Source organism: Kitasatospora sp. NPDC001547 (assembly GCF_042894165.1).
Classification (GTDB): domain Bacteria; phylum Actinomycetota; class Actinomycetes; order Streptomycetales; family Streptomycetaceae; genus Kitasatospora.
In genome coordinates, this window is record NZ_JBIAVL010000006.1 from 19,416 (window position 1) to 43,088 (window position 23,673).

General features: G+C 73.6%; 24 protein-coding genes. 9 read left to right on the top strand and 15 right to left on the bottom strand.

What is annotated here, in order from left to right:
- Positions 1 to 26 precede the first annotated feature (26 nt).
- Positions 27 to 500 (bottom strand): MarR family winged helix-turn-helix transcriptional regulator, encoded by a 474-nt coding sequence (locus ACFY0X_RS13565; protein ID WP_387753285.1) that lies wholly within the window; start codon positions 498 to 500, stop codon positions 27 to 29.
- A gap of 168 nt (positions 501 to 668) precedes the next feature.
- On the opposite strand from ACFY0X_RS13565, the gene ACFY0X_RS13570 reads away from it, so the two are divergent.
- Positions 669 to 1,079 (top strand): organic hydroperoxide resistance protein, encoded by a 411-nt coding sequence (locus tag ACFY0X_RS13570; RefSeq protein ID WP_355266881.1) that lies wholly within the window; start codon positions 669 to 671, stop codon positions 1,077 to 1,079.
- A gap of 156 nt (positions 1,080 to 1,235) precedes the next feature.
- Here ACFY0X_RS13570 and ACFY0X_RS13575 read toward each other — a convergent pair whose 3' ends face one another.
- Positions 1,236 to 1,586 carry a hypothetical protein gene (locus tag ACFY0X_RS13575; protein ID WP_387753288.1) on the bottom strand — a complete coding sequence of 117 codons (351 nt, stop codon included), beginning with the start codon at positions 1,584 to 1,586 and terminating at the stop codon, positions 1,236 to 1,238.
- Positions 1,587 to 1,799: 213 nt separating this feature from the next.
- Between ACFY0X_RS13575 and ACFY0X_RS13580 the strand changes: the two genes are divergently transcribed.
- A complete protein-coding gene (locus ACFY0X_RS13580) occupies positions 1,800 to 2,306 on the top strand; it encodes a hypothetical protein (RefSeq protein WP_387753291.1) in 507 nt (168 codons plus the stop codon).
- A gap of 27 nt (positions 2,307 to 2,333) precedes the next feature.
- On the opposite strand, the gene ACFY0X_RS13585 is transcribed toward ACFY0X_RS13580, so the two are convergent.
- The 3 genes from ACFY0X_RS13585 to ACFY0X_RS13595 form a co-directional block, all read right to left on the bottom strand.
- On the bottom strand, positions 2,334 to 2,984 hold the full coding sequence (locus ACFY0X_RS13585) for a beta-glucanase (protein WP_387753294.1): 651 nt from the start codon (positions 2,982 to 2,984) through the stop codon (positions 2,334 to 2,336).
- A 135-nt stretch (positions 2,985 to 3,119) separates the two neighbouring features.
- Positions 3,120 to 3,746, bottom strand: coding sequence for a CBS domain-containing protein (locus tag ACFY0X_RS13590; protein ID WP_387754050.1), 627 nt, complete (start codon positions 3,744 to 3,746; stop codon positions 3,120 to 3,122).
- A gap of 386 nt (positions 3,747 to 4,132) precedes the next feature.
- Positions 4,133 to 5,332 carry an FAD-dependent monooxygenase gene (locus ACFY0X_RS13595; RefSeq protein ID WP_387753297.1) on the bottom strand — a complete coding sequence of 400 codons (1,200 nt, stop codon included), beginning with the start codon at positions 5,330 to 5,332 and terminating at the stop codon, positions 4,133 to 4,135.
- Positions 5,333 to 5,533: 201 nt separating this feature from the next.
- Here ACFY0X_RS13595 and ACFY0X_RS13600 point away from each other — a divergent pair, with 201 nt between their 5' ends.
- Both ACFY0X_RS13600 and ACFY0X_RS13605 read left to right on the top strand, forming a co-directional pair.
- Positions 5,534 to 6,247: a TetR/AcrR family transcriptional regulator gene (locus tag ACFY0X_RS13600; RefSeq protein WP_387753300.1), complete on the top strand. Its 714-nt coding sequence runs from the start codon at positions 5,534 to 5,536 to the stop codon at positions 6,245 to 6,247.
- Positions 6,248 to 6,388: 141 nt separating this feature from the next.
- Positions 6,389 to 7,189: a HEAT repeat domain-containing protein gene (locus ACFY0X_RS13605; protein WP_387753302.1), complete on the top strand. Its 801-nt coding sequence runs from the start codon at positions 6,389 to 6,391 to the stop codon at positions 7,187 to 7,189.
- Positions 7,190 to 7,304: 115 nt separating this feature from the next.
- On the opposite strand, the gene ACFY0X_RS13610 is transcribed toward ACFY0X_RS13605, so the two are convergent.
- Positions 7,305 to 7,670: a hypothetical protein gene (locus tag ACFY0X_RS13610; protein WP_387753304.1), complete on the bottom strand. Its 366-nt coding sequence runs from the start codon at positions 7,668 to 7,670 to the stop codon at positions 7,305 to 7,307.
- A gap of 271 nt (positions 7,671 to 7,941) precedes the next feature.
- Between ACFY0X_RS13610 and ACFY0X_RS13615 the strand changes: the two genes are divergently transcribed.
- On the top strand, positions 7,942 to 8,211 hold the full coding sequence (locus tag ACFY0X_RS13615; RefSeq protein WP_387753307.1) for a GlsB/YeaQ/YmgE family stress response membrane protein: 270 nt from the start codon (positions 7,942 to 7,944) through the stop codon (positions 8,209 to 8,211).
- 120 nt (positions 8,212 to 8,331) lie between these two features.
- On the opposite strand, the gene ACFY0X_RS13620 is transcribed toward ACFY0X_RS13615, so the two are convergent.
- The gene (locus tag ACFY0X_RS13620) at positions 8,332 to 10,212 is read right to left on the bottom strand and encodes an amino acid transporter (protein WP_387753310.1); all 1,881 of its coding nucleotides are present in this window, start codon (positions 10,210 to 10,212) and stop codon (positions 8,332 to 8,334) included.
- Between the two features lie 477 nt (positions 10,213 to 10,689).
- Here ACFY0X_RS13620 and ACFY0X_RS13625 point away from each other — a divergent pair, with 477 nt between their 5' ends.
- On the top strand, positions 10,690 to 12,303 hold the full coding sequence (locus ACFY0X_RS13625) for a N,N-dimethylformamidase beta subunit family domain-containing protein (RefSeq protein WP_387753312.1): 1,614 nt from the start codon (positions 10,690 to 10,692) through the stop codon (positions 12,301 to 12,303).
- 10 nt (positions 12,304 to 12,313) lie between these two features.
- Here the strand turns inward: ACFY0X_RS13625 and ACFY0X_RS13630 are convergent, their stop codons facing one another.
- Complete coding sequence (locus tag ACFY0X_RS13630) at positions 12,314 to 13,147, bottom strand: hypothetical protein (RefSeq protein WP_387753315.1); 834 nt, start codon at positions 13,145 to 13,147, stop codon at positions 12,314 to 12,316.
- A gap of 182 nt (positions 13,148 to 13,329) precedes the next feature.
- On the opposite strand from ACFY0X_RS13630, the gene ACFY0X_RS13635 reads away from it, so the two are divergent.
- Both ACFY0X_RS13635 and ACFY0X_RS13640 read left to right on the top strand, forming a co-directional pair.
- Positions 13,330 to 14,064 carry a polyprenol monophosphomannose synthase gene (locus tag ACFY0X_RS13635; RefSeq protein WP_387753318.1) on the top strand — a complete coding sequence of 245 codons (735 nt, stop codon included), beginning with the start codon at positions 13,330 to 13,332 and terminating at the stop codon, positions 14,062 to 14,064.
- Between the two features lie 80 nt (positions 14,065 to 14,144).
- Positions 14,145 to 15,410: an aromatic acid exporter family protein gene (locus ACFY0X_RS13640; protein ID WP_387753320.1), complete on the top strand. Its 1,266-nt coding sequence runs from the start codon at positions 14,145 to 14,147 to the stop codon at positions 15,408 to 15,410.
- A 137-nt stretch (positions 15,411 to 15,547) separates the two neighbouring features.
- Here ACFY0X_RS13640 and ACFY0X_RS13645 read toward each other — a convergent pair whose 3' ends face one another.
- The 4 genes from ACFY0X_RS13645 to ACFY0X_RS13660 form a co-directional block, all read right to left on the bottom strand.
- On the bottom strand, positions 15,548 to 15,997 hold the full coding sequence (locus ACFY0X_RS13645) for an SRPBCC domain-containing protein (protein ID WP_387753323.1): 450 nt from the start codon (positions 15,995 to 15,997) through the stop codon (positions 15,548 to 15,550).
- A 4-nt stretch (positions 15,998 to 16,001) separates the two neighbouring features.
- A complete protein-coding gene (locus ACFY0X_RS13650; RefSeq protein ID WP_387753325.1) occupies positions 16,002 to 16,475 on the bottom strand; it encodes a VOC family protein in 474 nt (157 codons plus the stop codon).
- A 320-nt stretch (positions 16,476 to 16,795) separates the two neighbouring features.
- The gene (locus ACFY0X_RS13655; protein ID WP_380573425.1) at positions 16,796 to 17,062 is read right to left on the bottom strand and encodes a metal-sensitive transcriptional regulator; all 267 of its coding nucleotides are present in this window, start codon (positions 17,060 to 17,062) and stop codon (positions 16,796 to 16,798) included.
- Between the two features lie 146 nt (positions 17,063 to 17,208).
- Positions 17,209 to 17,556, bottom strand: coding sequence for a PRC-barrel domain-containing protein (locus tag ACFY0X_RS13660; RefSeq protein ID WP_387753328.1), 348 nt, complete (start codon positions 17,554 to 17,556; stop codon positions 17,209 to 17,211).
- Between the two features lie 252 nt (positions 17,557 to 17,808).
- Between ACFY0X_RS13660 and ACFY0X_RS13665 the strand changes: the two genes are divergently transcribed.
- Positions 17,809 to 18,624: an SAM-dependent methyltransferase gene (locus ACFY0X_RS13665; protein ID WP_387754053.1), complete on the top strand. Its 816-nt coding sequence runs from the start codon at positions 17,809 to 17,811 to the stop codon at positions 18,622 to 18,624.
- 185 nt (positions 18,625 to 18,809) lie between these two features.
- Here the strand turns inward: ACFY0X_RS13665 and ACFY0X_RS13670 are convergent, their stop codons facing one another.
- The 3 genes from ACFY0X_RS13670 to ACFY0X_RS13680 form a co-directional block, all read right to left on the bottom strand.
- Positions 18,810 to 19,487 (bottom strand): response regulator, encoded by a 678-nt coding sequence (locus ACFY0X_RS13670; RefSeq protein ID WP_387753331.1) that lies wholly within the window; start codon positions 19,485 to 19,487, stop codon positions 18,810 to 18,812.
- Positions 19,484 to 20,845, bottom strand: coding sequence for a sensor histidine kinase (locus ACFY0X_RS13675; protein ID WP_387753334.1), 1,362 nt, complete (start codon positions 20,843 to 20,845; stop codon positions 19,484 to 19,486). The genes ACFY0X_RS13670 and ACFY0X_RS13675 overlap by 4 nt, the downstream gene beginning before the upstream one ends.
- 264 nt (positions 20,846 to 21,109) lie before the next feature.
- Positions 21,110 to 23,311, bottom strand: coding sequence for an MMPL family transporter (locus tag ACFY0X_RS13680; protein ID WP_387753337.1), 2,202 nt, complete (start codon positions 23,309 to 23,311; stop codon positions 21,110 to 21,112).
- Positions 23,312 to 23,673: the final 362 nt, after the last annotated feature.

Here is a 23,673-nt window from a genome sequence, read left to right on the forward strand (position 1 = left end):
ACCCGCCCCATCGACCACCCCGCCCCCTACGGCGCCGGCTCCACCTCCGCAACGTCCAGCGCGGACGTCACCCGGTCCAGCAGCCCGCGCAGCGCGGCCAGGTCCTCGATCGGCAGGCCGGTCGCCGCAAGGAGCCGCCGCGGGACCTGCCCGGCCCGCTCGCGCAGCGCCGACCCCTCGGAGGTCAGCCGGACGGTGACCGACCGCTCGTCCTCCGGACTCCGCTCGCGGCGCACCAGTCCCGCCGCCTCCAGACGCTTGAGCAGCGGCGAGAGCGTCCCGGAGTCCAGCCGCAGCCGCTCGCCGATCCGCTTGACGGGCAGCTCGCCCTCCTCCCACAGCACCAACATGACCAGGTACTGCGGATAGGTCAGCCCGAGGTCGCGCAGCAGCACCCGGTAGACGCCGCCGAAGGCACGGGAGGCCGCGTTGAGCGAGAAGCAGATCTGCTGGTCGAGGCGGAGCAGTTCCTGGTCCGCCATGCCGGGGTGGGTGGTCATGGACCCATGGTACCGATCGCCATCACGCCATTGAGTTGTGCGCAATTGAATTGCGTGCTCTACTTGTCGCAGCGCAGCGACGACCGGACGGCCGCCGCGAAGCACACCGGACCGGCATCCGCCGGAAACCGACCGCAGCAACACCCAGGATCCGAAGGGGACGCCACCATGGACGCGCTCTACACCGCCGCCGCCACCGCCAACGGCCGGGAGGGCCGCGCCGTCAGCTCCGACGGCCAGCTGGACCTCGCGCTGGCCATGCCGCCCGCGCTCGGCGGCAGCGGCCAGGGCACCAACCCGGAGCAGCTCTTCGCCGCCGGTTACGCCGCCTGCTTCGCCAGCGCCCTCGGCCTGGTCGGCCGCCAGGCCCGGGTGGACACCAGCGAGGTCTCGGTGACCGCCGAGGTGTCCATCGGCAAGGACGGGGCCGGCTTCGGCCTCGCCGTCGTGCTGCGCGTCGAGCTGCCCGAGTCCCTCGCGGGCGAGACCGGCGAGCTGCTGGTCAAGCAGGCCCACGAGGTCTGCCCGTACTCCCGCGCCACCCGGGGCAACATCCCGGTCGAGCTGGTCGTCGAGTAGACGGCCCGCCGACCGGCCCCCGAAGCCCCACCGACCGGCTTCCGAGGCCTCACCGACCGGTCACCGAAGAAGCCCCGCCGGACCGTTGGAACCCAAGCACAGGCCGGGCCCGCCGCACGCGAACCGCGGCGGGCCCGGCCCGGGTCGCCACCACGGTCAATCGCCGCCCGGCCGGTTCGCCGAGCGCAGCGTCTCCAGTCGGTGCCGGTACTCCTCCGCGTCGATCTCGCCCCGCGCGAACCGCTCGGCGAGCAGCTGCTCCGGGGGCACCCCCTGGAATCCCGGCCTCCCCTGCCCGTCCCGGCCCCAACCCGGCCGGCCCCCCTCCCCGAATCCACCGACACCCGGAGTCGCCCGCCCGGGCGGCATCGGCTGCCGCGAGTGCGACAGGTAGCGGAACAGGGCCACGGCCAGGAGTACGACGATCACCAGGAACAGCAGCGTCCCGAACGCCATCAGGCCGATGCCCCAGCCATCCATGTGGCCGTGTCCGTGCCAGTACCTCATCAGGACCTCCTCCTCCGGCCCCGTCGGAGCCCGCCGAGGTGAGCAGCGCCTTACCACCATCGTGCGCCCGTCAGCGGTGAAAGCGGCGTGAGGGCGGCCCGAGAAAACGATCCGGCGGTCGGCCCGGCGCCCACCCGGGGTAGCGTGCCGCTCGTGACCCACCACCCGCCGCCCGCGCCCCACCTCCAGCGGCCCCCGGCTCACCAGCCACCCGTGGCCCTCCACCTGCCGGACGACGACCGCTCCCCCGAGCAGCTCGTCGCCGCCGGGGTGCTGCGGCGCCACCCGGACCCGCGTCCCCACCCGGCGCTCGGCCACTCCCCGATCGACTACGTCACCGCTGCCCTCTGGGCCGAGCTCACCGCCCTGGCCATCGCGCCGGCCGCCGCCGAGACCACCGCCGCCGCGCTGCTGCGCTCGATCGCCGACCGCGCGGTGGACGCGGCACTCGCCCCGGGCAACGAACGCGCCCCGCGCGACGACCTGTACGTGACCGACCCCGCCCACATCGGCCCGCAGCGCCGGGCGGTCTGGTTCCAGCGCTCCGCCCCGCACAGCCCGTACAACCCGCACAGCCCGTACGGCTCACCCGGCCCGCAGAACTCGCACGACCCCTACGGACCAAGCGACCCACGCGCCCTCCTCATCCCACTCGACCCCCGCGGTGGATACGCCCCCCGCGGTCCGATCACGGCCGCGTTCGCACCCCACGAGCCGTAGGTGGACCCGCGCCCTCCCACCGGCCGCTCAGCGCTCGACCCGGAGGCTGTGGCAGACCCAGCTCAGCCGGTCCGGCCCGCCGTACGGCGGTCGGTCGTGGTACGTGCCGTCCGCCACCGACATGTTGACGATCAGGTAGGCGTGCCACCCGGAGCCGACCCCGTGCAGGTCCGCGTAGACCAGCTCGTCCGCCACGTACCAGTCCACGGATTTCGCACCGAGCACCACCCGTAGGTCGAAGGTCGCCCCCGGAGCGATCCCGGCGTCCGCGCCGTGCCAGTACCGGAAGCCGCCCCGGACGTGGTTGGAGATCTCCAGCAGGTCCGGGTTGTCCGGGTGGTACTCGAAGACGTCCACCTCGTTGCCGCCGTCCCGCCAGGTCCAGATCGCCGGCCAGGCACCCAGTTCGACGGGCAGCGTCACCCTCGCCGACAACACGTCCCCGGACAGGAGCTGGAAACCGTCCGGGCTCCCCTCCGTGGTCAGCAGGTTGCAGCTCCACAGCCCGCCGCTGTGCCGCCTGACCGCCGCGAAGACCCCGTCGGGGCAGTAGTCGCGGCTGAGGTAGTCGAGCTTGTGGTCGCTCCGGTTGGTCGGCCCCATCCGGGGATACGCGCTGCTGCGCCCGGCGATCCACTGACTGGTCGAAGTGAAGTCCGCGTCGAAAACGACTGCCACGGCCGCCTCCCCGAAGCTCCGGCGCCCCGGCAGCCCACACCGCCAGGCACACAGAGTGAGTTACCCGATACCCTCCGCAGTATGCGAAGCGGATCGTTCGACCCTGGACGAAGGTACGGCGGGGGGCGCGGCCGGTCAGCCGACCGGTGCCGCACCTCCGGCGGCGAGGCGGTCGGTCACCGAGACCACCCCGTCCACCGAGCGGCACAGGTTGAGGACGATCGGCACCAGGTACGGCTCGGGCACGGTGCCGCTGAGCACCACCCGCCCCTGGTTGACCTCCACCCCGATCTCCGCCGGACTGACCCCCTCGATCCGGCCGAGCACCTCCTCGACGATCTCCCGCCGGATCACCATGTCCTCGCGCAGGAACACCCGCAGCAGGTCACCGCGGCTGACCATGCCGATCACGCGCCCCTCCTCGTCCAGCACCGGCAGCCGCTTCAGGCCGTGCCGGCTCATCAGCCGCGCCGCCGCGACCACACTGGTGTCCGGCGTGGTGCACACCGGCTGCGTAGTCATCAGGTCGGCCGCGGTCACCTCGCCGTCCGGGCCCGCCGGCGCCGATTCGGGCGCGGGCAACAGGCTGGCCGGGTCCTCCTGCGCGGCCAGGGTGCGCAGCAGATCGGCCTCCGAGACCACGCCCAGCGGCCGCCCCTCCGGATCCACCACCGGCACGCCGGTGATGTCGTACTCGCTCAGCAGCGCCACGATCTCCCGGAATCCGGTCTCGGGCGAGACCAGGACCACGGGGCTGGTCATCACGGATTCGACGGTGGCATGCCGCACGCCGGTTCACCTCGTCCAACGATGCTGGTCCGACCGGGCGCGGATCGTCCCGGCCCGTACCGGCAGCATCGCGCGCGGCGGCTCCGTTCGCCAGGGGCCAAGGGGCCGAACGGGTGGGACTTTCTGCCCCGAGTCGGCTCGGCCTCCCGTGCCTGCCTGCGCGCCGACCGCTGGAACGGCGGGGGCAGTCCGGCCACCACCGTCGTCCTACCGGGCGCCCGCAACCCGCACCCCCCAGCACAGCGGCGGCGGACCGGGCCGGGCGTGCAGCCCGCCCACCGAGATTGACAGGACTTCGGGCTGGTCTGTCCTGCCGCCCTCCCGCCCCGCCCCACCGAACTCTCCCCGAGTGCCCCCGCTCATCCCCTGACCTTCGGCCCACGGGCAAGCTCCCCGTCGTAGTCCGGCAGTTCGACGCTGCTGACCTGCCTGCCCAGCTCCAGCATCTTGTCCAGCGCCCAGCGCCGGTTGAGCAGGGCGTTGCGGAACCGCAGGCCCGCGGTGGTGCGCGGCGCGAGGAACGGGCCGGTGCGGTCGCCGCCCTTCTGGCAGCCCTGGGCGTAGCCGCGCAGCAGCTTCTCGTAGCGGTCGAAGGCCGCCCGGTGGTCGCCGCGGGCCCGGGCCAGTTCGCCCGCCAGGACGTACGCGGCCACGACAGCCGTGCCGGTGCCCATGCCGCCGATGGTCGCGCCGCAGGCGGCGTCGCCGAGCAGGGCGATCCGGCCGGTCGACCAGGTGGGTACGTCGGCGCGGCTGATCGAGTCGAAGTACAGCTCGGGGGCGGCGTCCAGGCTCTCCAGCAGCTGCGGCACCCGCCAGCCGAGGCCGGCGAAGGCGGCCCGGATCAGTGCCTTCTCCTGCCCCGGGTCGTGGCGGTCGTAGCGCAGTTCGGGCGAGGCGAAGAGGCAGAACGCACCGGCCCGGCCCGGGTCGCGGTGGGCGGCGCCGACGGACATCAGCCGGCCGGGGACGTTGAGGCCGACCCCGCCGACCGGCAGCCCGAGGGTGTTGGGCAGCTGCCAGGTGGCCGCGTAGTAGCCGAGGTGGCGGACGTAGCGCTGCTCGGGCCCGAAGGCGAGCCGGCGGACGTTGGAGTGCAGCCCGTCGGCGCCGATCACGAGGTCGAACTCGCGCGGCGCCCCGTGCCGGAAGGCGACCCGGACGCCGCTCGGGGTCTCCTCCAGGGCCGTGATCGAGTCTCCGAACACGTACTCGGCGCGGGCGCTGCTGTGCCGGTGCAGCAGCTGGGCCAGTTCCCCGCGTGGGACCTCCACGTCGCCGCCGGCGAACTCGGCCGGCAGGTGGAGCAGTTGGCGTCCGTCGGGGCCGACGAAGGTCATCGGGCTGCCGCCGGTGCCGAGCGCGCGCAGTTCGTCCAGGACGCCCATCCGCTCCAGCACGGTCAGGTGGGTGCGGCCGCGGAAGTCCACGTCCTGACCGCCGTCTCGCAGCGCGGGGGCCTGCTCGACCACGGTCACCTCGAAGCCGTACCTGCCCAGCCAGTGGGCCAGTGCGGGGCCGGCGATGCTCGCGCCCGAGATGAGGACCTTGGCGCTCATGGAAACCACTCCGTCCGATGATCAGGAAACTGTGTCTCGCAGACACTGTTCATTGCTGTGTACGGTAGACACAGTTGGCTGGGAGGGCAACCCCCCAGGTGGAAGCCCGGCGGAAACACGGTCAGCGGCCCAGGGCGGAACACCGACGGACCACCGGTGGTACGTGGAACGACCCTGGGCGGGACCTCAGAAGGGGAGCGGATGATGGTCGAGGCGGCGAACGACACGGTGCGGTTGCTCTGGGGCCCGCCGGCCAAGCCCACCCGGGGGCCGAAGCCGGCCCTCAGCCTGGAGCGGATCGCCGCGGCCGGGGTCGAGGTCGCCGACGCGGAGGGGCTGGGCGCGGTCTCCATGCAGAAGGTGGCCGGGCTGCTCGACTTCACCAAGATGTCGCTCTACCGCTACGTCCCCGGCAAGGCCGAACTGATCGCCTTGATGGTCGAGTCGGCCGTCGACGCGCCGCCGGACGCACCGGAGGGCGCCGACTGGCGGGAGCAACTCACCGCCTGGGCCCACCACTTGGCCGGTTCCTTCGCCCGGCACCCGTGGCTGCTGGACGCCACCGTCGGCGCCCGGGCGATCGGCCCGAGGGAACTCGCCTGGCTGGAGCGGGTGGTGGCGGCACTCGACGGCCACGGACTGACCGGCCCCGAACGGATGGACGCCGCCGTCCTGCTCACCGGGCACGTGCGCGGGATCGCCGCACAGTCCCGCGCCGCCGGGCCGGTCGACACCCCCGAGGCCGAACTCCTCGCCGCCCTCGGCAGCGTGGTCCAGGAGCACGCCGACCGCTTCCCCGCGGTCGCCGCCGCCATGGCCGAACCGGGCGGCCGCGACCAGGCGCTGCAGTTCGGCCTGGACCGCATCCTGGACGGGCTGGCCGCCCTGATCGAGCGCCGCGCGAACACCGCCTGACCCGCCGCGGACCGCCTGACCAGCCGCGACCGCCGCGCACCGTGTGATCCACCGCGGCCGCCGGAGCCGGCCTTGCCGACCCGCCCGGGAGGCCGGAAAACCGCTCGGACCACCGCCCGGCGCTCGCTAGGATCGCGCCCCATGGCGATGTTCGTGCACCTGACCGCAGCGGCGAACGCGCCGCGCATCCGCCGCGCCGGAATCCGCGCCGACAGCCGGGGCCAGGGCGGCGCGCGCGGGGTGTACTGCTTCCCCGTGCTGCCCTCGTACACGCTGACCCACCAGTGGCTGCGCGAGCTGGCCCGTTTCCACCCCAACGGGCCGTTGATCGCGGTGCACCTCCGGCTGGACGACGAGCAGGAGGTCCTGGCCGGGCACTACGGCGGCCGCGGCCGGGACGCCCATCGGCCGCTGCCGGCCGCCGAGGCGGTCCGGCGGATCGGCTCGCTGACCGACCCGCGCGGCTGGGAGGTGTTCCTGCCACGCGCGGTGGGCACCCGCGAGGTGCACCGGGTCCGCGCCGTCCCGCAGGTCACCGGCTGGCGCTACCTGCCGGGCGCCCACGGCACCCGGCCCTGCACCTGTTTCGGCTGCCGCGTCCGCGGCGAGTACGGCAGCCGCCGGCTGCGCGAGCGCCATCCGCACCCGCTGGACGGCCCGCCGCCGCCCGTTCCCGTGCTGCTCGCCCGGATCGCGGCGGCCGGCGAACCGGGCGATCCGGCCGAACTACGGGCCGCGCTGCACTGGTTCGGGCTGCGCAGGCGCGGCCCGGTGGACCTCCTCGCCCGACTGGCCGTCCACCCGGCCCCGGAGGTGCGCGGGGACCTGGTCTGGGCGATCGGCCGCTGGTCCACCCCGGGCGTCGCCGACCTCCTGGACGGCCTGGCGGACGACCCGCACCCGTACGTCCGCGAGGCCGTCGAGGCGGTCCGGGACCGCTGAGGCCCCGGCCGCCGTCAGGTCGCACGACGAGCCCAGGCCTCAAGCCGCAGGCCCTGGAGTCAGACCTCGAACCTCAGGCGCCAGGCCTCGAACCTCAGGCGCCGGGTGTTCCGCGTCAGGAGACGCGCTTGAGCTGCCAGGAGTTCTTCTCCAGGCTCGGCACCGCGGAGTACCGGCAGCCGGAGCTGTAGAAGCTGCTCACGATCGTCCAGCCGTCCGGCGGCCAGGTGGAGCCGCAGGCGTTGACCACGGTGCCGACCGGGTAGCCGGTGAGCTGCATGATCTTCTTGGTGTTCGGGTTGAACCCGGAGCCGCAGCCGGCGCTGTTCCACCACTGGACGTCGACGAAGCCGCTCGGCGTCAGCGAGGAGGAGCAGACGGTGCTGGTGTCGCCGGGTGCGGCCTGGGCCGTCCCCATGGTCAGGGTCAGCGCGGCGGCGGTACAGCCCAGGGTCAGCGCGACGGAACGAAGGCGTATCACAGGGATCGGCTCCTCTCGCGACGCGGCGCGTCCGCGTCCCGCCCATTCCTATCCGTGCGGCGGTGAGGACGGACAGCTTCTTTCCGGCCCGACCTGCGGCGCGATCTCGTCCCTCCCCTCCGCGATTCACCCGCCGACACAGCGCTGACCTGCGCGGTCTCCTGTCGAGGTGCCCGTTCGCCCGATCCGGGTGATCATGGGACGAACCGCGTCATCGGCGATACGGCGCACCGGGCCGTCGGCCCCGGGAGCGCCCGGAAGGTGGACTGCGATGTTCCAGCTCCTGTGGATTCTGCTCATCGGTTTCGTGCTCGGCGTGATCGCCAAACTGATCCTGCGCGGACCGCAGTCGATCCCCTGGTGGCTGACCATGCTGCTAGGCGCCGCCGGGGCCTGGCTCGGCAACGCCGTCGCCGGCTGGATCGGCGTCCGCCACACCTCGGGCATCGACTGGATCCGTCACGTCCTGCAGCTCGCCTTCGCCGTGGCCCTGGTGGCCTTCGTGGCGCCGGCGTGGAGCAGGTCCCACCAGAACCGCTGACGGGTCCGGGGGCCGCTCCGTCGCCACCGGCCGGAGTGGCCCCTCCGTCAGGACCGGCCGGGGCCCGCACCGTCGACCCGGCCCGGCCCGACCGAACCCGGTCGGCCCGGGCCGGGCCCGTCAACCCACGTGGACGGCCGGGCGGCGCGAGCGGTCCGGCTCGGCCTCGCGCAGCACCTCGCGGGTGACCGGGGCGATCTCGCCCTGCCCGAACAGGAAGAACCGCAGGAACTGGGCGAAGGGATTGCCCTCGGTCCACTCGAAGTAGATGTGCGGCTGCTGCCCGGTGAGGTCGCGGACCTGGAGCAGCAGGGCGGCCAGGGCGTTGGGCACGCTGGAGCTCTCCAGCGACAGCACCCGGTAGCGGCCGTGCAGCACCTCGCCGCGCACGGTCAGTTCGGCCTCGAAGTCGGACGGGTCGAGCACGGTGACCTCGACGAAGACCAGGTCGTCCTCGGCCGGGATGTCGTTGTCCCGCCGGATCTGGTGCATCTTGTCGCGGTACTCGGCGAGGTCCCGGCTGTTCGGCTCGTTGGCGATCAACCGCAGCGGGCGGTGGGTGTAGTCCCGGACGAACCGTTCCGCGACGCCGTCGAGCACCACGTCGGTGACGCGCAGTTCGAAGGCCCGCTTGAGCCGGGAGAGGAAGGACACCAGCATGATCCCGGCGATGAAGCAGGCGCCGATCTTGACGCCGTCCGGCCGCTCGGCGATGTTCACCGCCGTGGTGTAGAGGAACACCGCGGCGATCACCGCGAAGCCGGCCCGCCAGCGGCGCTGCCCGGCCTTGTGGGCGGCGATGGTGACGGCGATGGCGGCGGAGCTGATCAGCACCAGCACGCCGGTCGCGTAGGCACCGCCCTGGGCGTCCACGTTCGCGTCGAAGATCCAGGTCACCAGGAAGGCGATCAGGGTGAGCACGACGACGGTCGGCCGGACCGCGCGGGCCCAGTGCGGGGCCATCCCGTAGCGGGGCAGGTAGCGCGGCATCAGGTTGAGCAGCCCGGCCATCGCGGAGGCTCCGGCGAACCACAGGATGGCGATCGTGGAGAGGTCGTAGACGCTGCCGAAGGTGCTGCCCAGGTACTCGTGGGCGAGATAGGCGAGCGCCCGGCCGTTGGCCTGGCCGCCGGTCTTGAACTGGTCCGCCGGGATGAGCAGGGTGGTGATGAAGCTGGTGGTGATCAGGAACACGCTCATGATCACGGCCGCGGTGGTCAGCAGCTTGCGGGCGCCGCGGATGCGGCCGGTGGGCTTCTCCTCGGTGTCGTCCGGGTCGCCCTCGATGTGCGGCATCACGGCCACGCCCGTCTCGAAGCCGGACAGGCCGAGCGCCAGTTTCGGGAAGACGATCAGCGCGACGCCGATCATGGCGATCCCGTTGCCGTGCTCCACGGTCAGCGCGTCCGTCCAGTCGCTGAACAGGTGCGGAGCCCGGAGCACGTGCCACAGTCCGTCGGCCACCACCACCACGTTCAGCGAGAGGTACACCGCGACCAGCACCACGGCCAGGCCGATCGCCTCGCTGAAGCCCTTGAGGAAGACCGCGCCGAGCAGCGCGATCATGACCAGCGTCAGCATGACCTGCTTGCCGGTCAGCGCGCTGTGCAGGTGCGGGTTCTCCACCAGGTGGGCGCCGGCGTCGGCGGCGGACAGGGTGATGGTGATCATGAAGTCGGTGGCCGCGAAGCCCAGCAGGGTGAGCACGAACAGCTTGCCCTGCCAGAACGACAGCAGCCGTTCCAGCATCGCGATCGAGCCCTCGCCGTGCGGGCTCTCCTGGGCGACCCTCCGGTAGACCGGCAGCGCGCCGAGCAGGGTGACGACCACCAGCACGATGGTCGCCAGCGGCGAGACCAGCCCGGCCGCGAGCGCGGCGATGCCGGGCTGGTATCCGAGGGTGGAGAAGTAGTCCAGACCGGTCAGGCACATGACCCGCCACCAGCGCTGGCCCTTCACCTGCGGCAACTGGGCATGCGGGCCGGGGTGCTGTTTGGCCATGTCCGCTAGGCCTTCCAGCATCCAGGCCCGGAACCGCTCGCGCTTCGTGACCGGCCCCGTCCCCGGTTCGGCCGACCCCGACGAAACCACGTGCACCCCTGTCCACGACTCGGCCGGGCGCGCGGCTCCGGATCCCCTGTGGCCGCCGGACGGCGGGCCTGGTCAGGCTAGGGGACCGGCTCATCGGGCCTGGTCAACCGCGCGCGCCGACACGCCCGGGTGCGCCCGTACGGCCCTGCCCCGGTGACGGGCCGCCTCCCCACCTGCCCGTTCCCACCGGTGACGGCCCCGCGGCCCCGGTCGGCGCGGGCACGGCGGTCTGCCCGGACCTCGCGGAACACGCGAGGATGTCCGCGCCACTGACGACCGGGTGGGCACACCCACGGGCACCGACACGGGCGCCGGCACGGGTACGGACAGCGGCACGGCGCCAGCGGAGGCAGGGACGCGGGCATCAACACGAACTGGGAGGTCGCGGTGGTGGAGCCGAGCCGGCGGAGGATCCTGGGCCTGGGCCTGATGGCGGCCGCCGTCACCTCCTGCGGCCCCCGCCGCCCGGACCAGGCCCCCGCCCCGGTCCCGTCCGCCGCCCCTGCCTCCACCGAACCAGCCGTCCCCCGACCAGTTCCCGCCCCCGTCCCCGCGCCCGCGCCTGACGGCCCGGCCCCCGCCGGGCACACCGCCCCGGAGAGCGAGCGCTCCCTCCCCGGCAACCCCGACTGGGAGATCACCGACCCCGGCCCCGACGGCGCCATCGAGGGCTTCGCCGACCGGGTCAGCGTGCTGCCCGGCGAGCCCTTCGGCCTGCACGTCTCCACCCCCGCCGCCGCCTTCACCGTCTCCGCCTACCGGACGGGCTGGTACGACGGCGCCCGCGCCCGCCTGGTGTGGCGCCGCGAACACGTGCCCGGCGGCAGCCAGCCCGCGCCGCACGTGGACCCGGCGACCCGTACCGTGCTGACCGGCTGGCAGCGCACCCTGGCGGTGGACACCGCCGACTGGCCCGAGGGCGCCTACCTGCTGCGGCTGGACGCCGAGGACGGCTCCGGACGGTGCTACGTCCCGCTCACCGTCCGCTCCGCGAGCACCGCCGGCCGGACCGTGATCATGAGCGCCCCCGCGACCTGGCAGGCCTACAACGAGTGGGGCGGCCACAGCCTCTACAACGGCCCGACCGGCGGCCTGGCCACCCGCTCGCTGCGGGTCGTCTTCGACCGGCCGTACGACTACGACCACGGCGCCGGGCTGTTCCTGGTCTACGAGGCGCCGCTGGTCGCCCTCGCCGAGCGGCTCGGCCTGCCGCTCGCCTACACCACCGGGATCGACGTGGCCCGCGAGCCCGGCCTGCTGGCCGGGGCGAGCGCCGTCCTGTCCCTGGGCCACGACGAGTACTGGTCGCCCGAGCAGCGGGCCAACGTGGTCGCGGCCAGGGACGCCGGCACCAACCTGGCGGTCCTGGGCGCCAACTGCTGCTACCGCCGGGTGCGGTTCGAGCCGACCGGGCTCGGGCCGGACCGCACGGTGGTCTGCTACAAGGACGCCTGGGCGCAGGACCCGGGCCACCGGGCGGGCGCCCCGGCGACCACCGACTTCCGGGTCGGCCCGGACGCCGACCCGGAGAGCTCGATGCTCGGCGTCCTCTACGACGGCTACCCGGTGGACGCCCCGTACGTGGTCACCTCGCCCGGGCACTGGGCCTTCGAGGGGACGGGCGTCGCGGCGGGGGCGTCCTTCCCGCACCTGGTCGGGGTCGAGTACGACCGGGTGGACACCGGCTTCCCGACCCCGCGCCCGATCGAGGTGATCGCCCACTCCCCGGTGATCTGCGACGGCCGCCGCTCCCACGCCGACACCGCCTACCACACCGTGCCGAGCGGTGCCGGGGTGTTCGCCACCGGGACGATGCGCTGGGTCGAGGCGCTGGAGGCCCGCGGCCCCGGCGGCGGCAGGGCCGACCACGGCATCGACTCGCACGCCGGGGACCTGGTCCGCCAGGTCACCGAGAACGTCCTGCGTGCCTTCGCCGCCGGCCCGGCCGGCCGCACCCGCCCGGCGCAGGACAACCTCGCCGCCGTCTACGGCACGGCGTAGCGGGCCAGGCTCAGCCGACGGCCGGCGGGGTGAAGGTCTCCGCGGGACCGAAGTCCGAGTACCGCTCCTTCGTCACGACCGGCTTTCCGGCGACCACGGTCGACAGCTCGGCCCGGACAGTCCGGCCGAACCGGTCGATCCACACCTGGCAGTCGCCCGCGTCCACGCCCTGGTTCTGCCGTCCCACCCCGTAGCTCGGGTCCGCGCGGCGCAGCTCGGCCGGTGAGAGACTGGCGCTCAGGTGGAACACCGGCACCCCCGACTCGGTCTCCATGCCCCTGCGGGCGGCGGGTCCGGCGTCCAACAGGGCCTTGGCGTAGCCGTCCTTGTCCTTCGCGCTGCTCCCGGCAGCCGCCGGGGACTTCTGGTCCTTCGACCATCGGGACTCACCGTTCGCCTTGTCCCGCCAGTAGACGACCTGGTCGATGGTCACCGTCTCCTCCCAGGCCAGCACGTCGGACCCGCGGACCATTCGGGACTCCAGGCGGGAGCCCTCGGCCGGGGTGTTGTGGTTCGACCGGCCCGTGACGGTGGTCATCTCCTTGGCGTCGCCCTCGCCCGTCTCGACGGTCGTCTCGAAGGTCGCGGCGTACGGCTCCCAGGAGCGGTGGGCGATCGCGACCACGGGGTCGAAGGCGCCGCTCGCGTCGGCGGGCGCTCCGGTCGCGTCGGCGGGCGCACCGGTCGCCTCGGCGGGCGCACCGGTGGTGCCGGCGGACGCTCCGGTCGTTCGGGCGGTCGGCGGCGTGGAGCCGTCGGCGGCGCACCCGGTCAGCGTCGACACGGCGGCCACCGCGAGGACCAGGGCGGTGACGGGCAGGACGGTGGTGCGACGGGACGTCATGAGAGCTCTCCGGGGCGGCCGTTCCGACGTTTGCGGCCCGTCACGGTACCGCATCGTGATCGAACGGGTGTCCGCCCCGGTGGGTCGGGGCTTCGTCCCCACTGAGCCGGGGGCAGGAGCCGCCCGGCACCCCCGATACACTCGCACAGTCCCATCCGGAGCAGGCACGAGGGAAACAGAACATGGTCGAGGCCTCCCCCAAGGTCGTTGTGGTCGTCCCCACGTACAACGAGCGGGAGAACCTCCCGGTCCTCGCGGGCATGCTCGCGGAGCTCCCGGTGCCCAACCTGCACCTGCTGGTGGTCGACGACAGCTCCCCCGACGGCACCGGCGAGGTCGCCGACAAGCTCGCCGCGGACTCCGGCGGAACCATGGGCGTGCTGCACCGCACCGAGAAGGACGGCCTCGGCCGGGCCTACCTGGCCGGCATGGCGAGGGCCCTGGACGAGGGCGCCGACATCGTGGTGCAGATGGACGCCGACCTCTCCCACCCGGCGTCGGCGATACCCGCGATGGTCGAGACGCTGCTCGCCGACGACACCGCCGTGGTGCTGGGCTCCCGCTACGTCGACGGCGGTTCGACCGCCGAGGAGTGGCCCTGGCACCGCAAGGCGCTCTCCACCTGGGCGAACTTCTACGTCAACGCGATCCTCAGCCTCGGGGTGAAGGACGCCACCGCCGGGTTCAAGGCCTGGCGAGCCGGCACCCTGCGCTCCATCGACCTGCCGACCGTGCAGAGCAACGGCTACTCCTTCCAGGTCGAGATGAACTACCGGGTCGTCAGGCAGGGCATGACGATCCGCGAGGTGCCGATCCGCTTCGAGGAGCGGATCGAGGGCGCCTCCAAGATGAGCATGGGCGTGCAGGTCGAGTCCGCGCTGGCACCCTGGAAGCTGCGCTTCAACCGCGAGGGCTGACGAGGGTCCGATGCTGGCGTACGGGTGCCGAACGGCCCCGGAGGCGGTGTGAAGGGCGGCCGCGGGGAAAGAAGGGCGACATGGCCCTTCTCCCGGAGACACTCGCGGACCTGCTCCGCCGCAGCGCCCGAGAACCCTTCGTGGTCCAGACGATCCGGGCCACCGTCGCGGCCACCATCTCCTACGCCGTGGCGACGGCGCTGAGCAGCGAGCCCGCCCCGCTGACGGCACCGCTGACCGCGCTGCTGGTCGTCCAGGTCACCGTCTACTCGACGCTCAAGACCAGCATCCGCCGGGTCAACTCGGTGGTGGTCGGGGTGCTGATCGCCATCGGGTTCAGCGCCGTGGTCGGGCTCTCCTGGTGGAGCCTCGGACTGATCATCCTGTCCTCGCTGGTCGTCGGCCGCTTCGTCCGGGTCGAGGAGTTCGTCCAGGAGGTCGCGATCAGCGCGATGCTGATCCTGGGCGTGACCAAGCTGGCCTCGCAGGCCTGGGACCGGGTGCTGGAGACGCTCATCGGCGCCGCCGTCGGCCTGCTGTTCAACCTGCTGTTCGCGCCTCCGGTCTGGGTGGACACCGCGGGTGAGTCGATCGAGGACCTCGCCCGGCGGGCCCGCCAACTGCTGCTCGACATCTCCGAGGAGCTGGGCCGCCCCACCCCGGTGGCCCGGGCCGCCGAGCGGCTGCACGAGGCCCGCCGGCTGGACCAGGCGATCGCGGACGTGGACGCGGCGCTGCGCCAGGCCGAGGACAGCCTGCGGTTCAACCCGCGGATCAGCGAGGGGCTGCTGTCCCGGCTGGTGCTGCGCACCGGGCTGGACACCCTGGAGATCTGCGTGGTGGTGATCCGGGTGCTGGCCCGCTCGCTGACCGATCTGGCCAAGAAGCGCGGACCCGAGGAGCGGCTCTTCCCGCCGGACGTCGCGGTGGCGCTGGAGGAGCTGCTGGCGCACGTCGGCGACGCGATGGTGAGCTTCGCGGTGCTGGTGACCACCCAGGTGAGCCGGAACGCCGAGGAGGCGGAGGACCGGCTGACCGCTGAGCTGACGGCGGCGTGGGCCTGCCGGGAGAACGTCGCCCAACTGCTGCTGCGCAAGGTCCAGGAGCACCCGGAGGCCTGGCAGCTGCACGGTTCGATGCTCGCCGAGGTGGACCGCATCCTTGACGAGCTGGACCTGGAGCACCGCAGTCGGCGGCTGATGGAGGAGCTGGACCGGGCCTCGGTGGCGAACCGGGAGCGGTTCTCCCGCTACGCCTGGTTGCGCCGCGTGGTGCGCGGCGAGCGGGTCCGCGGCGGCCGGGCGTCCGTCCCGGCGGAGCGCTCGGCGGAGCGCCCGGCGGCGTAGGCCGGGCGCCGTTCGCCGGTTCCCGGAGCGGCGGCGGTCAGGGCTCAGGGGGTCAGGGCTGAAAGGGTCAAGGTGTCAGCGAGGCAGGGGATCAGCGAGGCAGGGGATCAGCGAGGCAGGGGTCAGCGAGGCGGGGGTCAGGGCATCAGCCAGGGCTGCTGGGGCAGCGGGTGGCCGGTCTCCAGGTAGGTCTTGAGGTTGGCGAGCACCGCCGACCAGCCCCGTTCGGCGTCCGTACGCTCGGCCTCGTCGGCGAGGTTCTCGTGGGTCACGGTGAGCCGGGTGAGGTCCTGCCAGCCCTGGAGCTCGAAGGTGACCCTGGAGGGCCAGCCGGCGCGCTGCTCCTGCGGGCCGGCCCAGGTGGTGACCAGCCGGTGCGGGCGGTCGACCGCCTCGACGGTGCCGGTCACGTCGGCGACGCCGGAGTCGTCGGTCCGCTGGTGCTCCCAGGGCGCGCCGGGCAGCCAGGTGGAGACGTTGCGGTGGCCCCAGTAGAGGCCGGACTCGTCGGCGTTGGTCAGCGCGTGCCAGACCCGTTCGGGGGTGGCCCGCAGGTAGGTGACGCCGCGGTGGCTGAGGGCGGTCACGGCCTCAGCCCTCGGCCGCGTCGAGCAGCGGCTGGATCTCGATCTTCTGCATCCGCAGCATGGCCGCCATCACCCGGCCCGCCTTGGCCCGGTCCTCGTCGGCGATCAGGTCGAGCAGCACCCGCGGGGTGATCTGCCAGGAGAGGCCGTAGCGGTCCTTGAGCCAGCCGCACGGGCCCTCCTGGCCGCCGTCGGCGGTGAGCCGGGCCCAGAGCTCGTCGACCTCCCGCTGGTCATCGCACTCGACCTGGAGTGAGATCGCCTCGGTGAAGTGGAACTCGGGGCCGCCGTTGAGGGCCGTGTACTCGCGGCCGGCGAGCTCGAACCCGACGGTCATCACCGAGCCGACCGGGCCGGGGCCGGCCTCGCCGTAGCGGGTGATGCCGGTGATCCGGGAGTTCGGGAACAGCGTCGTGTAGAAGGTGGCGGCCTCTTCGGCCTGGTCGTCGAACCAGAGGAAGGTGGTGATTTTCTGCATGCGCCGACGGTAGCGGCGAGCCGCGACGGGGCGGCCGAGCCACGGCCGGGGGTCACCGGATCGGCGCCCCGGCCGACGCCGCGGTCGGCTGTACGGGACAGTTGCGGGGCTGTCCCGGGACAGTTGGCCGGACAACTGCGGCGCCTTCATTCACCCGAAGGCCGACGACCACGGCGTGAACGGGCAGGCGACGGACGGGGGACGGGGCATCGGGCCTCACGGGAACGTCCGCGGCAGCCGAAGAGGGCCGCGACGGGTGAAGCGTCGCGGCCCTCCGGGCGGGCGTGGTCTCGGGCTCGGGCTCGGGCTCGTGCCGGCGGTCAGGCCAGGGCGAGGAACAGCTTCTCCAGCTCGGCCTCGCTCATCGGCGGCGCGTCCCCGTCGGCGGCGGCCATGCACTGGCGCATGCCGCTCGCAACGATCTTGAACCCCGCCCGGTCGAGGGCGCGCGAGACGGCGGCGAGCTGGGTGACCACGTCCTTGCAGTCCCGGCCCGCCTCGATCATCGCGATCACTCCGGCCAACTGGCCCTGGGCGCGACGCAGCCGGTTCAGGACCGCGCCGACCGCCTCCTCGTCCACCTGCATGTCGGGCCGCCTTTCACATCGACTGTCGATGGACAAGTGTACCCGGCGGGGTATCCATTCCCGGATCGCGGAAGTCGCCGCCAGCCCGGCCGTCCCGGCGGGGCCGGCTGGTCCGGCGGCGGGACGGCGCGGCTCAGCGGCGCGGCTCAGCGGCGGGCCAGGCGGCGCTCGCCGCCGGCGCCTGTCGCGTACGGCAGCTCGTAGTGCGCGAACACGGCGGGCTCGTCCTCGGCGGGCAGCACGTCGTCGGTGCCGATCGCCGGAGCCTGTTTGACCTGGTTGCGCGGGTACGCCACGCGGAGGTAGTCCGGTCCGGCCACGGCCCCGTCCAGCGGCACGAACGCCAGGCGGCGCCGACCGGCGAAACCGACCGTGACGGTGACGAAGAACGGCTCGTCAGTGGCCGTCTCCACGTAGACCGACTCCAGCGAACCGATGCGGTGGCCCTTCTCGTCGACCACGGCGTGGCCGCGCCACTCGCGGATGTCTGCCATTGCGATGACCACGGACCCGACCTCCCGTCCCCGGCTGTTCCACTGCCCGAACTCCCATCCTGCGACGGGAGCGGCGGCGGCGCGCGGTGAGCCGCCGACCTCCCCCACCCGACGAACAGGGACATACGGGGGTGACCCGACCAACCGGTACCGGGGCCGTGACCTGGGCTTTAGGCTGTCCGCCAGCAAGGACGCGAGTGGATCACCAGTGATTTCTGTGCGGAGGAGGCGGCAGCCGTGGGATACGAGGACATGTGGGAGTCCGGCCAGGCCGGGATCGCGGCCGACCTGCGGCCCGACGTGCCGCACCCGGCCCGGATGTACGACTACTACCTGGGCGGGAAGGACAACTTCCCCGCGGACCGCGCCGCCGCCGAGAAGGCGCTCGCCGCCAACCCGGAGTTCCGCTCCACCGCCCGCGCCAACCGCGGTTTCCTCACCCGGGCGGTGCGGTGCGTCGCCGACCTCGGCGTCGACCAGTTCCTCGACATCGGCACCGGCATCCCGACCGTCGGCAACACCCATGAGATCGCCCAGACGGCCCGGCCGGGCGCGCGGGTGGTCTACGTGGACAACGACCCGATCGTGCTCAGCCACGCCCGCGCCCTGATGGCCGGCTCCGGCCCCGGCCGCACCACCGTCATCCAGGCCGATCTGCGCGAGCCCGACGCCCTGCTGGACGCCGTCCGGGAGGTGGGGCTGCTCGACTTCTCCCGCCCGGTCGGACTCGTCCTCGCCGCCGTACTCCACTTCCTGCGGGACGAGGACAAGCCGCACCAGGTCCTCGCCACCCTCCTGGACACCCTGCCCTCCGGCAGCCACCTCGTCCTCTCCCACGGCACCGCCGACTTCATCCCGGCCGAGATCCGCGACCGGGTCACCGGCGTCTACGACAAGGCCACCGCGCCCCTGGTCGGCCGCTCCCGCGAGGAGGTCCGGGCCTTCTTCGACGGCCTCGACCTCCTGGCCCCCGGCGTCACCACCGTGCCCCTCTGGCGCCCCGACACCGCCCCGGGCTCCGGCGCCGACCGCGTCAGCATGTACGGCGCGGTGGCCCGCAAGCCCTGACGGGGGACGGCCTCGTCGCACGGGAAGCCGGCCGACGGACTCTCCCTCGCGGCCTTCGGCCTCCCCCGTGCCCGGACTCCGCGTCCGGGCGCGGAGCGGGCCCAGGCCTGACCCGGCCCCGGCCCGGCCCCATCCCGAGCGGCTCGGAGCGGGCGGCCCCATCCCGGGGACTCGGAACGAGCGGCTCAGGCCGGGCGGCCGGGCGGGACCAGGCCGGTCTGGTAGGCGATGGCGACGAGCTGGGCGCGGTCCCGGGCGTCGAGCTTGGACATCGCCCGGTGGACGTGGGTGCGGACGGTGAAGGGGCTGACGAACATCCGCTCGGCGATCTCCTCGTTGGTGAGGCCGGTGGCGGCCATCGACATCACCTCGCGCTCGCGGGCGATGAGGACCGAGAGCCGCTCGCTCGTGGGCGCGGCGGAGGCCGGCTCCGGCTGGGCCAGGAACTGGTCGATCACGGCCCGGGTGGCGGCGGGCGAGAGGAGTGCCTCGCCCGCCGCGACGGTGCGGACGGCGGCGAGCAGCTCCTTCGGGTCGGCACCCTTGCCGAGGAAGCCTCCGGCGCCCGCGCGCAGCGCCTGGGCCACGTACTCGTCTATCTCGAAGGTGGTGAGGATGAGCACCCGGGTGCCGGACAGCTCCTCGTCGCCGCAGATCTCGGCGGTGGCGCCGAGGCCGTCGACGCCGGGCATCCGGATGTCCATCAGCACGATGTCGGGCTTGGTGGCCCGGGCGAGCGCGACGGCCTCCCGGCCGTCGGCGGCCTCGCCGACCACCTCCATGTCCTCCTCCGCGTCGATCAGCAGGCGGAAGGCGCCGCGCAGCAGGGCCTGGTCGTCGGCGAGCAGTACCCGGATGGTCATGCGTGGTCCCTGTCCTCTCGAACGGCGCCGTCCGCTCGGGCGGCGCCGGCCTGTCCTTCGGCTGGTGTCGGGTGATCGGTACCGGCGGTGCGCACGGCCCGGGCGGCCCGGGCGACGTCGGCGGCGGTGAAGGCTCCGGCGGCCTCCGGGCCGTCGTCGCGGGCGCCGGTGCGCAGCGGCAGTTCGGCGGTGACCAGGAAGCCGCCGTCGGGCCGCCGGTCGGCGCTGAGCCGGCCGCCGACCGCGCCGGCCCGTTCGCGCATGCCGATCAGTCCGAAGCCGCCCTCGCTCGGCGGGTGCTGGGGCAGAGGCACGGCGCGGGGGCGGCCGGTCGCGGTCGGGCGGCCGTTGGCGACGCTGACCGCGACCCGGCTGCCGCTGTAGGCCAGGGTGATCTCGGCGTCGGCGCCGTGGGCGTGCTTGGCCACGTTGGTCAGCGACTCCTGGACGATCCGGAAAGCGGTGAGGTCCACGCCGGGCGACAGCGGGCGGGCCTCGCCGTCCACGGTGAGCCGGACCGGCAGGCCGGCCCGCTCGAAGGTGTTGATCAGCTCGGGCAGCCGGTCGAGGCCCGGGGTGGGTTCGAGCGGGGCGGGCTCCTCGGCGCGGCGCAGCAGGCCGACGGTGGCGCGCAGTTCCTGGAGGGCCGAGCCGGTGGCGTCGGTGATGTGGCTGAGCACCTCGCGGGCCTGGACGGGGTGGTTGTCCATGAGGTGGACGGCGATGCCGGCCTGGGCGTTGGCGAGGGCTATGTGGTGGGCCACGACGTCGTGCAGGTCGCGGGCGATCCTGATGCGCTCGTCGGCGACCCGGCGGCGGGCCTCCTCCTCGCGGGTGCGCTCGGCGCGTTCGGCGCGCTCCTCGATGGCCGCGAGGTGGGCGCGGCGGTTGCGGATGGAGTCGCCGAGGGCGCCGGGCAGCAGGGCCCAGGCCAGGACGCCGATCCGTTCGCCGACCGGGCCGCTGGGGCCGAACAGCAGGGCGATCCCGGTGAGCAGCACCGCGGTGAGGACCGAGGCGCGGAAGGCGGTGGCCCGGTCGGTGCGGACGGCGAGGAAGTAGAGCGCGAGCAGCAGCGGGGTGGCCAGCATCGGGGTGAGCCGGGGGCTGCTCCAGGCGAGCAGCATGGTGCAGAGCAGGGTGACGGCGACCACGGCGCGCGGCCAGCGGCGGTGGAAGAAGACGGTGAGGGCCGCGACGAGCGCGAGGGCGCAGGTCGTCGGGTCGGCCTTGACGAACTTCCCGGCGGCCTGGTCGGTGGTGGCGCCGAGGGCGGTGACCGTGATCAGGGCCACGCCTCCGGCCGCGTCGAGCAGCCGGGGGTGGTCGCGGCGCAGGCGCTGCCAGGTCTCGCTCATGGTCGTGCTCTCCGGTCGGGGGCGCCGGCCGCGCCCGTCGGCGGGGGCGGCTCCAGTTCGTGCCGCGCGGGCCCCGGCGGAGCCGTGGCAGGGCGCGTCGGGGGGCCTCCGTACGGGCGGTGGCCCCCCAGCAACGGTAACGGTTGGGCTCGAACCGCTGTCCGAGCCGAGAGGGCCCGGGCCTGCCCCGGCGGTACCGGGGCAGGTCCGGGTGTTGTCCGCTGGCCCCGGGCGGTGCCGGGGCCAGGCCGCGACGGTGGCGGTCTAGACGGGGACCGACTCCCGGGCCGGGGCCGGCTCGGGCGCGGTGGTCGCCAGCTTGCTGCCCTCGACGTCCACGTCCGGTATCAGCCGGTCGAGCCAGCGCGGCAGCCACCAGGCGCGGCGGCCGAGCAGGGCGAGGACGGCCGGGACGATGGTCATCCGGACGAGGAAGGCGTCGAAGGCGACGGCCGCGGCGAGGCCCAGGCCCATCATCTTGATCATCGGCTCGCTCATCCCGATGAAGCCCGCGAAGACGGCGATCATGATGAACGCGGCGGCGGTGACCACCCGGGCGTTGTGCCGGAAGCCGGTGACGATCGCCTCGCCGGGCTGTTCCCCGTGGACGTAGCCCTCGCGGATGCGGGTGACCAGGAAGACCTCGTAGTCCATGGCGAGGCCGAAGACCACACCGATCATGAAGATCGGCATCATGCTCATCACCGGGCCGGTCTGCTCCACCCCGATCAGGTCGGCCAGCCAGCCCCACTGGAAGACCGCGACCACGGCGCCGAGCGCGGCGACCACCGAGAGCAGGAAGCCGAGGGCCGCCTTCAGCGGGACGAGGACGGAGCGGAAGACCACCATCAGCAGGATGACGGCGAGGCCGACGACCACGGCGAGGTAGGGCACCAGCGCGTCGGACATCTTCTGCGAGACGTCGATGTTCATCGCCGTGGTGCCGCTGACCAGGACCGTCGCCCCGGTGGCCGACTTCAGACCGGCCGCGTCGGCACGGATGGCGTGCACGATGTCCTTGGTCTCGGCCTCGCTCGGGCCGGTCGCCGGGACGGCGTTGAGCAGGGCGGTGTCGCCCGCCTGGTTGAACATCGGCGGCGTCACCGCGACGACCCCGGGCAGTCCGGAGACCTTCTTGGCGACCTCGCCCGCGGCGGCCTTCGGTTCGGCGACGCCCTTGGCGTCCACCATGACCGTCAGCGGGCCGTTGAAGCCGGGGCCGAAGCCCTCGGAGAGCAGGTCGTAGGCGCGGCGCTGGGTGGTGGAGGTGGGCTTCGACTCGTCGCCCGGCAGGCCGAGCCGCAGGTCCAGCGCGGGGGCGGCGAGCACGCCGAGGCCGATCACACCGCCGAGCAGCACCGCGAGCGGGCGGCGCAGGATGAAGCGGGCCCAGCGGGCACCGCCGTTCTCCTTCGCGGCCGGGGCCGCCGCGCCGCGGGCCCTGCGGGCCTTGCGCGGGAGCACCTTGCGGCCGAGGAAGCCGAGCAGCGCGGGGACCAGGGTGAGGGCGACCAGCACGGCTATCACCACGGTGCCGGCGGCGGCCATGCCCATCTTGGCCAGGACCGGGATGCCGACCACGGAGAGGCCGGCGAGCGCGATGACCACGGTGAGGCCGGCGAAGACCACCGCGGACCCGGCGGTGCCGACGGCCCGGCCCGCCGCCTCCTCGGGAGTGCGGCCCTCGGCGAGCTCGGCGCGGTAGCGGGAGACGATGAACACCGCGTAGTCGATGCCGACCGCGAGGCCGAGCATCATGGCGAGCGTGCCGGTGGTGGCGGAGAGCCCCAGGGTGCTGCCCAGCGCGGTGATCAGCGCCATGCCGAGGCCGACGCCGACGACCGCGGTGAGCAGCGGCAGGCCGGCCGCGAGCAGCGAGCCGAAGGTGATCACCAGTACGACGGCGGACAGCGCCATGCCGATCGCCTCGCTGCTGCCGCCCGCCTCGGGCTTGGCCATCAGGGCGGTGCCGCCGATCTCGACCTTGAGCCCGGCGTCCCGGCCGTGCTGGGCGGCCTGCTCCAGGGCGTCGGTGGCGCCCTTGGAGACCTCGCCCGCCTTGGCGGAGTAGCTGACCGTCGCGTACGCGGTGCTGCCGTCCGCGGAGACGGCGCCCTGCGTCCTGAACGGGTTCACCGCGGCGGTGACCTGCTCGGAGCCGGCGAGCTCGTCGACCGTCCGCTCGACCGCCTGCTGGTTGGGGGCGGCGGTGACCTTCTGGCCGGAGGGGGCGACGAACACCAGGCGCGCCGAGGCCCCGTCGGCGTGGCCGCCGGGGAAGCGCTCGTTCATCAGGTCGAAGGCCTTCTGCGCTTCCGTGCCGGGCATCGCGAAGCCGTCGTCGGGTGCGGCGGGCGCCTTGGCCGCCAGGACCCCGACGGCGGCCAGCACGGCGACCCAGAGGAAGGTCACCAGCCGGCGCCGGACGAAGGTCCATCGGCCCAGACGGTAGAGGAACGTGGCCACGGGAGAGCGGACTCCTTCGGATGCGGTCTCGGAAACGGGACGCGCCACGGCGGGCCTGACGTCCGGATGGACGCGGTCCGCCGCAGCATGGCCAATCCTTGATCGCCGACCCCTGCTCCGTCGTCGTCCCTGCGCAGGCCGTTTGCGTACTACGGACGCAGTAGTCCCCTCCCCCGTACGGAGGAGCGCACGCCCTGCGCCCGGAGCAGCGCCCCCACCTGCGGCGGAAGCAGTTCCGGTCACCCGTGCGGGCCGCGACGGCGGGCCGCGGACCGGTGGGCGAAGTAGCGTGATGTGACCTGACCCGTCCGCCGACGTGCGGTTCGGGAGGATCCCACCCAATCGGTGCTGCTTTCGCAGCC